General features: G+C 65.2%; 8 protein-coding genes. 7 read left to right on the forward strand and 1 reads right to left on the reverse strand.

Annotated elements, in window-relative coordinates:
* Positions 1 to 96: 96 nt before the first annotated feature.
* The 7 genes from H289_RS0121615 to H289_RS0121640 all read left to right on the forward strand — a co-directional run bounded on the left by H289_RS0121615 (position 97) and on the right by H289_RS0121640 (position 6544).
* On the forward strand, positions 97 to 1329 hold the full coding sequence (locus H289_RS0121615; RefSeq protein WP_020102917.1) for an alkane 1-monooxygenase: 1233 nt from the start codon (positions 97 to 99) through the stop codon (positions 1327 to 1329).
* Complete coding sequence (locus H289_RS32565) at positions 1326 to 1499, forward strand: rubredoxin (protein WP_081633492.1); 174 nt, start codon at positions 1326 to 1328, stop codon at positions 1497 to 1499. Before H289_RS0121615 ends, H289_RS32565 begins: the two co-directional genes overlap by 4 nt.
* Positions 1496 to 1681 carry a rubredoxin gene (locus tag H289_RS0121620; protein ID WP_020102918.1) on the forward strand — a complete coding sequence of 62 codons (186 nt, stop codon included), beginning with the start codon at positions 1496 to 1498 and terminating at the stop codon, positions 1679 to 1681. The genes H289_RS32565 and H289_RS0121620 overlap by 4 nt, the downstream gene beginning before the upstream one ends.
* 32 nt (positions 1682 to 1713) lie before the next feature.
* Complete coding sequence (gene alkX, locus H289_RS0121625; protein WP_036421106.1) at positions 1714 to 2334, forward strand: TetR family transcriptional regulator AlkX; 621 nt, start codon at positions 1714 to 1716, stop codon at positions 2332 to 2334.
* A 98-nt stretch (positions 2335 to 2432) separates the two neighbouring features.
* Positions 2433 to 3893, forward strand: coding sequence for an adenosylhomocysteinase (ahcY, locus tag H289_RS0121630; RefSeq protein WP_020102920.1), 1461 nt, complete (start codon positions 2433 to 2435; stop codon positions 3891 to 3893).
* Positions 3894 to 4160: 267 nt separating this feature from the next.
* The gene (locus H289_RS30980; protein WP_141772155.1) at positions 4161 to 4682 is read left to right on the forward strand and encodes a hypothetical protein; all 522 of its coding nucleotides are present in this window, start codon (positions 4161 to 4163) and stop codon (positions 4680 to 4682) included.
* A 17-nt stretch (positions 4683 to 4699) separates the two neighbouring features.
* Entirely contained in the window at positions 4700 to 6544 is a 1845-nt protein-coding gene (locus H289_RS0121640; protein ID WP_020102922.1) for a CocE/NonD family hydrolase, read from the forward strand.
* A gap of 9 nt (positions 6545 to 6553) precedes the next feature.
* Here the strand turns inward: H289_RS0121640 and H289_RS0121645 are convergent, their stop codons facing one another.
* Entirely contained in the window at positions 6554 to 6853 is a 300-nt protein-coding gene (locus tag H289_RS0121645; RefSeq protein WP_029105560.1) for a hypothetical protein, read from the reverse strand.
* Positions 6854 to 7140: the final 287 nt, after the last annotated feature.

A 7140-nucleotide genomic window follows, 5' to 3' on the forward strand; every position in this document is an offset into this window, starting at 1 on the left:
CGTTTTACAAAAATGCCTCTATTGTCTAGACCGGCGACAAAATGCCATCTATAGTCAAGATCACAAGTTGTCGGCCCAACCAATGGAGGTGGACCCGTGTCAGTCGAGGTATCCGACGTCAACACTGAGCAGTGGCGCGATCGCAAGCGCCATCTGTGGCTCATGGGCCTGATCGCGCCCACTGCGCTGTTCGTGATGCTCCCGCTGATCTGGGCACTGAACCAGGCCGGCTGGCATGCGCTCGCGCAGGTGCCGCTGTGGATCGGCCCGGGCCTGCTCTACGTGCTTCTGCCGATCCTCGATCTGAAGTTCGGGCCCGACGGGGAGAACCCGCCCGACGAGATGATGGAGCAGCTGGCGAACGACAAGTACTACCGCTACTGCACCTACGTCTACATCCCGTTCCAGTACGCCAGCGTCATCCTCGGCGCGTACCTGTTCACCGCCAAGGACCTGAGCTGGCTCGGCTTCGACGGCGGGTTGGACTGGTGGGCCAAGCTCGGTGTCGCGCTGTCGGTCGGTGTCCTCGGCGGCGTCGGCATCAACACTGCCCACGAGATGGGGCACAAGAAGGAGAACCTGGAGCGCTGGCTGGCCAAGGTCACCCTGGCGCAGACGTTCTACGGCCACTTCTACATCGAGCACAACCGCGGTCACCACGTCCGCGTCGCCACGCCGGAGGACCCGGCCTCGGCGCGCTTCGGTGAGAACTTCTGGGAGTTCCTGCCGCGTACCGTGTGGGGCGCCCTGAAGTCGTCGGTCGAGCTGGAGGCCCAGCGCATCCGTCGCCTCGGCCGCAGCCCTTGGGACCCGCGCACCTACCTCAAGAACGACGTCCTCAACGCGTGGCTCATGTCGGTGGTGTTCTTCGGCATCCTGATCGCGGTGTTCGGTCCGGCGCTCATCCCGTTCGTCCTCATCCAGGGCATCTACGGGTTCAGCCTGCTGGAGTCGGTCAACTACCTGGAGCACTACGGCCTGCTGCGGCAGAAGACCGAGAGCGGCCGCTACGAGCGCTGCGCCCCGGTGCACAGTTGGAACTCCGACCACATCGTCACCAACCTGTTCCTGTACCACCTGCAGCGGCACAGCGACCATCACGCCAACCCGACGCGTCGCTACCAGACGCTGCGCAGCATCGACGGCGCACCGAACCTGCCCAGTGGCTACGCGACGCTGATCGGCCTGACGTACATCCCGCCGCTGTGGCGCCGGATGATGGACCACCGGGTCATCGAGCACTACGACGGCGACATCACCAAGGTCAACGTCCACCCCCGGGTGCGCGACAAGGTGCTGGCCAAGTACGGGGCAGGTGCGGCCGCATGAGTGCCTACCAGTGCCCGGGCTGTGGTTATGTCTACGACGAGGCCAAAGGCGCTCCGCGTGAAGGATTCCCGGCGGGCACGGCGTGGGACGATGTCCCCGACGACTGGTGCTGCCCGGACTGCGCGGTGCGCGAGAAGGTCGATTTCGAGTCAGTAGGAGTGAGTTCATGAGCGAGCCGTTCAAGAAGTTCGTCTGCCTGCAGTGCGGCTTCGAGTACGACGAGGAGAAGGGCTGGCCGGAGGACGGCATCGCCCCCGGCACCCGCTGGGCCGACATCCCCGAGGACTGGAGCTGCCCGGACTGCGGCGCCGCCAAGTCCGACTTCGACATGGTGGAGGTCGTGGCGTCGTGACCGCCGCGGCCGCAGTACCGGACGGACCCGAGGTGCCGCGCCCCGCGGCACCTCGGGTGCCGTACGCCGAGGCCTCCCGGGTCTTGCTGCGGCACTCGATCCTCGACGGCATGCGAGAGCTGTTGCTGGCCAAGGACTGGTCATCGATCACGCTGTCCGACGTCGCGCGTGCGGCCGGCATCAGCCGGCAGACCATCTACAACGAATTCGGCTCGCGCCAGGGCCTGGCCGAGGGGTACGCGATGCGCCTCGCCGACCGCCTGGTCGACGCCGTCGAGCACGCCATCTACGCCAACGTCGGCGATATCGAGTCCGCTTTCCTGCAGGGCTTCCGGATGTTCTTCACCGAATCGGCGTCCGATCCGCTGGTCATCTCGTTGCTCACCGGCGTCGCCAAGCCCGATCTGCTGCAGATCATCACCACCGACAGCGCGCCGATCATCTCGCACTGCTCGCAGCGTCTCACCGAGGCGTTCCGCGGCAGCTGGGTGCAGATTTCGGACGACGACGCCGGGGTACTCGCGCGGGCGATCGTCCGGCTGGCGATCAGTTACGTGTCAATGCCGCCGGAAGCGGACCACGATGTGGCCGCTGACCTGGCCCGGCTCATGACGCCGTTCGCCGACCGTTACGGTAGTGGGGATACCCCGTAGCCGTCAGCGCGCCATTCGAGTAGTTCCCTGGCGCCTGTCCCGCGAGCCCGCAGGCCATGGGGTCACTCCAGTGGAACGAATGAATGGGGCTCTAATCCATGACGGAATTGAAGGCAGACGTCCGTAACGGCATCGACTACAAGGTCGCCGATTTGTCCGAGGCCGAGTTCGGGCGCAAGGAGATTCGCCTCGCCGAGCACGAGATGCCCGGTCTGATGGCGCTTCGCCGCGAATACCACGACGTGCAGCCGCTCAAGGGCGCGCGCATCTCCGGCTCGCTGCACATGACGGTGCAGACCGCGGTGCTGATCGAGACGCTGACCGCTCTGGGCGCCGAGGTGCGCTGGGCGTCCTGCAACATCTTCTCCACCCAAGACCACGCGGCCGCGGCCGTCGTCGTCGGCCCGCACGGCACCGTCGAGGAGCCCAAGGGCACCCCGGTCTTCGCCTGGAAGGGCGAGACGCTGGAGGAGTACTGGTGGGCCGCGGAGCAGATGCTGACCTGGCCGGGTGAACCGGCGAACATGATCCTGGACGACGGCGGCGACGCCACCATGCTGGTGCTGCGCGGTGCGCAGTGGGAGAAGGCCGGCGTCGTGCCCCCGGCCGAGGAAGACGACTCGGCCGAGTGGAAGGTCTTCCTGGAGCTCGTGCGCAACGGCTTCGAGAACGACAAGACCAAGTGGACCAAGATCGCCGAGTCGGTCAAGGGCGTCACCGAGGAGACCACCACCGGCGTGCTGCGGCTGTACCAGTTTGCCGCCGCGGGTGAGCTGGCGTTCCCGGCCATCAACGTCAACGACTCGGTCACCAAGAGCAAGTTCGACAACAAGTACGGCACCCGCCACTCGCTGATCGACGGCATCAACCGAGGCACCGACGTGCTGATCGGTGGCAAGAAGGTGCTGATCTGTGGCTACGGCGACGTCGGCAAGGGCTGTGCCGAGTCGATGGCCGGCCAGGGCGCGCGCGTCGCGGTCACCGAGATCGACCCGATCAACGCGCTGCAGGCGCTGATGGACGGCTTCGACGTCGTCACCGTCGAGCAGGGCATCGCTGACGCCGACATCGTCATCACCGCGACCGGCAACTACGACATCATCCTGCTCGACCACATGAAGGCCATGAAGAACCAGGCCATCCTGGGCAACATCGGCCACTTCGACAACGAGATCGACATGGCGGCGCTGGAGAAGTCCGGTGCCACCAAGCTGAACATCAAGCCGCAGGTCGACCTGTGGACCTTCGGTGACAGCGGCAAGTCGATCATCGTGCTGTCCGAGGGCCGTCTGCTCAACCTGGGCAACGCCACCGGACACCCGTCGTTCGTGATGTCGAACTCGTTCTCCAACCAGGTCATCGCCCAGATCGAGCTGTGGACCAAGAACGACGAGTACGACAACGAGGTCTACCGCCTGGCGAAGCATCTCGACGAAAAGGTCGCACGCATCCACGTCGAGGCTCTCGGCGGCACGCTGACCAAGCTCACCAAGGATCAGGCCGAGTACATCGGCGTCGACGTCGACGGCCCGTACAAGCCGGAGCACTACCGCTACTGAGTCTGTTCGCGGTCTGTTTGCGCTGTCCGCGCCAGCACACTCGAATGCCCCCAATTCCCACGGGAATTGGGGGTTTTCGCTTTTTCCGGTCTCGGCATACATCGAGGAATTAGCTGACCGCCGGCAGAATCGCCGCCCGTATATTGCAGTCCGCGACAATATTGTGTTCGGCGCCACATTCCGATGTTTGCTGAAGATCTGCTGGCGAGCGGATCTCGGCGTTAGAATTTCCGCACACCAGGGCACCCTCGTGAAGGGACGTCGGCAATGCGGAAGAACCGATGGGGAACACCCCTCGCGTTGCTGGCTGTGGCCGGCGTCACGTTGACCGGCTGCGACGGTGTCAATCTCGGCAGCCTGGACATCTTCGGCTCCGCGTCGCCTGCCGTGAAGGGCCCGCCGATACCGCCGGAGATGGTCCGGCATGACGTGCAGCAATTGGTCTGGCAGTTCCCGCAGCTGCGTAAACCCGACGAGGCGGTGTGGGTCACCTGGAACAACAGTGGCGATCCCAGCCTGGCCGGCAAGGTCAACTGGATCGACGCGGTCATCAAGCTGCCCCCGGCGGAGACCACTCGACTGCTGGCGGAATACCACCCGACCGATACCGACCGGCAACCGACGGTGCAGAAGATTCTGCAGTCGGAACTGCCCGGCGGTCCGTACCTTTCGGGGCCCGAACTCAACAACCACTTCTCCGGTCCGGGCATGACCACGCAGGCGTTCCTCGACCGTGACGCGAACGTCCTGGTGCTCACGACGAAGTCGGGCGGACCGGCGCCGTCGTAACCGTCTAGCGTGGTGCTGTGCGCGCTCTGATCCGCGTGACGGCGTTCGTGGTGGTGCTGGCTCTGCTGGCTGCCTGTGGCGCGGACCGTCCGCTCGCTTCTCCATTCCCTGCTGCGACGGGTCGGGGCTCATGCGCCGTCGATACCGAACGCGATGTCGGTGCCACCATGCGCGACGGCGTCGTCCTGCGCGCCGATGTCTACCGTCCCCGGACTTCTGACCCGGTGCCGGTGCTGCTCATGCGCACGCAGTACGGCAAGTCCGGGGCGCAGACCTCGCCGGAGCGCTATGAGCCGCCGGACTGGTTCGCCTCGCACTGCTATCTCGTTGTGGTTCAAGATGTTCGGGGCCAGGGGAGTTCCGGCGGGGTGTTCAGCGAGTTCACCAACGACATGGCCGACGGCTACGACACCGTCGAATGGGCCGCCGGCCTGCCCGGGGCGAACGGCAAGGTCGCGATGTACGGATCGTCGTATGTCGGTGCGACGCAATGGCTTGCGGCGGTGACGGCGCCGCCGCATCTGGTGACGATCGCGCCCGCCAACACCGCCTCCGACTACTACGACGGCTGGACCTACGAGGGCGGCGAGTTCCGGCTGGCGTTCGTGCAGCCGTGGGCCATCGAGTCGATCGCTCTCGGCGCCGCGCAGAACCGCCGGGACGGTGAAGCCGAGCGGCTGTTGCGGGACGCCGGGGCCGATCCGACGCGATGGCTGAGTTTCCGTCCGCAGCAGGACCTGCCACCGATGCAGCCGCACAATCCGGCGGTGGCGCCGTGGTACTTCGACTGGGTTCGGCACAACACGCGCGACGTCTTCTGGCAGCAGGTCAGCATTCGCGACCGGTATCCGGCGGTGCGAATTCCGGTGCTGCACTTCGAGGGCTGGTACGACGCGTTCCTGGCCGGCGGCGTGGAGAACTTCGCCGGGATGGTGGCCCACGGCGCCAACGACTTTGCGCGCTCGAACCAGCGGCTGGTGATCGGGCCGTGGGACCACGTCGCGTGGGGACGGCCCGATTCCGAACCCGCCCCGATGCTCAAGGACATTGGGGCGGTGGGCAACAGCCCGATCAATGAGCTGATGCTGGCCTGGTTCGACCACTTCCTGAAGGGCGTCGACAACGGGGTGGCGGGCAAGCCCCGGGTCGATTACTTCACCATGGGCGCCAATACCTGGAAAACGGCCACCAATTGGCCACTGCCGCAGACACAATGGATCAACTACTACCTCTCCGGTGCCGGCGGCAGCGCGGACCGCGACGGCAAGCTGTTGCCGGTGCTGCCCGGACCGCAGCCACCCGACTCCTACACCTACGATCCGCTGAATCCGGCGCCGAGCCTGGGCGGGCACTCCTGTTGCGGTGCGAAGTCCGGTCCGCAAGGGCCGTACGACCAGACACCGGTCGAACAGCGATCCGACGTGCTGGTGTACACCGGCGATCCGGTCTCACATGACACCGAGATCACCGGTGCGGCCAGTGTCACGCTCTGGGCCCAATCCTCAGCTGTGGATACCGATTTCACGGCCAAGCTGGTGGTGGTCAAGCCTGACGGCACGGCCATCAACATGAACAACGGGATTCTCCGGGCATCGTTCCGGGACTCGTTGTCGGCGCCGACGCCGATCGTCCCCGGGCAGGCGTACCAGTACCGCATCCAAATCTGGCCCACCAGTTACCAACTCAAGCCGGGGGACCGGGTGCGGGTGGAGATTTCCAGCAGCGACTACCCGCAGTTCGCGCCGAATCCCAACACCGGTGCGCCGTTCGGGCGGGATGCGGCGACCGTCGTTGCGACGCAGACGATCCTGCACGACCCCGCCCATCCGTCGTCGATCACGTTGCCGGTGATCGCGAACTGAGTCCCGGGGCTAGCGGCTGCAATCCAGCGACACCGTGATGGTCCGTCGTACCACCACGCGGATGATCTGGTCCCGGTTGCCGGGGCCGTCCACGCGGATGAGCCGGGTCTGTTCCTGCGGGTTACGGACGCTGGTCACCACGCACTGATCGAGCGGAGCGGTACCGACCCGGTCGACATTCACGTGGAATCCCTCGGCCTCCAGTTGGCCGATGGTGACGATCGCCGACTCTGCGGCTGCCGGTGCGGCGGGGGCCAGTACGGCAGCAGTGGCGGTGAGAGCTATGAGAGTTATTAGTGCAGTACGCATCTCAGGGTCCTTCCGGTCCTATACCCAATGACACGTAGGAGCGATGGAAAACGTTCGATTGTGTCCTGAAGGGGTTATCGGTGTGTTCGCCGTTTTCGTGACAGATTCCGGATCTGACGGTAGACTCGAACACATGTTCGAACATGTGGGCGTCGATGGCACGGGAGTTCTCGTGCACGACGTCTCCGTGGTCGACGCGATGATCCATTTCGCCCGGGTGTCGAATATCGCCGAGTCGGGGAAGTTCACGGCCATTGCCGACCTGGCGATGTTGCGTGTCGATGATC

Origin of the sequence: Mycobacterium sp. 360MFTsu5.1 (assembly GCF_000383495.1) — a bacterium.
In the GTDB taxonomy this organism is placed as follows: Bacteria; Actinomycetota; Actinomycetes; order Mycobacteriales; family Mycobacteriaceae; genus Mycobacterium; species Mycobacterium mucogenicum_B.

Excerpts from the sequence above, each read along its gene's own strand:
- H289_RS0121620 (WP_020102918.1), top strand. The coding sequence starts at position 1,496 with ATGAGCGAGCCGTTCAAGAAGTTCGTCTGCCTGCAGTGCGGCTTCGAG.
- H289_RS30980 (WP_141772155.1), top strand. The coding sequence starts at position 4,161 with ATGCGGAAGAACCGATGGGGAACACCCCTCGCGTTGCTGGCTGTGGCC.
- H289_RS32565 (WP_081633492.1), top strand. The coding sequence starts at position 1,326 with ATGAGTGCCTACCAGTGCCCGGGCTGTGGTTATGTCTACGACGAGGCC.
- ahcY (WP_020102920.1), top strand. The coding sequence starts at position 2,433 with ATGACGGAATTGAAGGCAGACGTCCGTAACGGCATCGACTACAAGGTC.
- H289_RS0121645 (WP_029105560.1), bottom strand. The coding sequence starts at position 6,853 with ATGCGTACTGCACTAATAACTCTCATAGCTCTCACCGCCACTGCTGCC.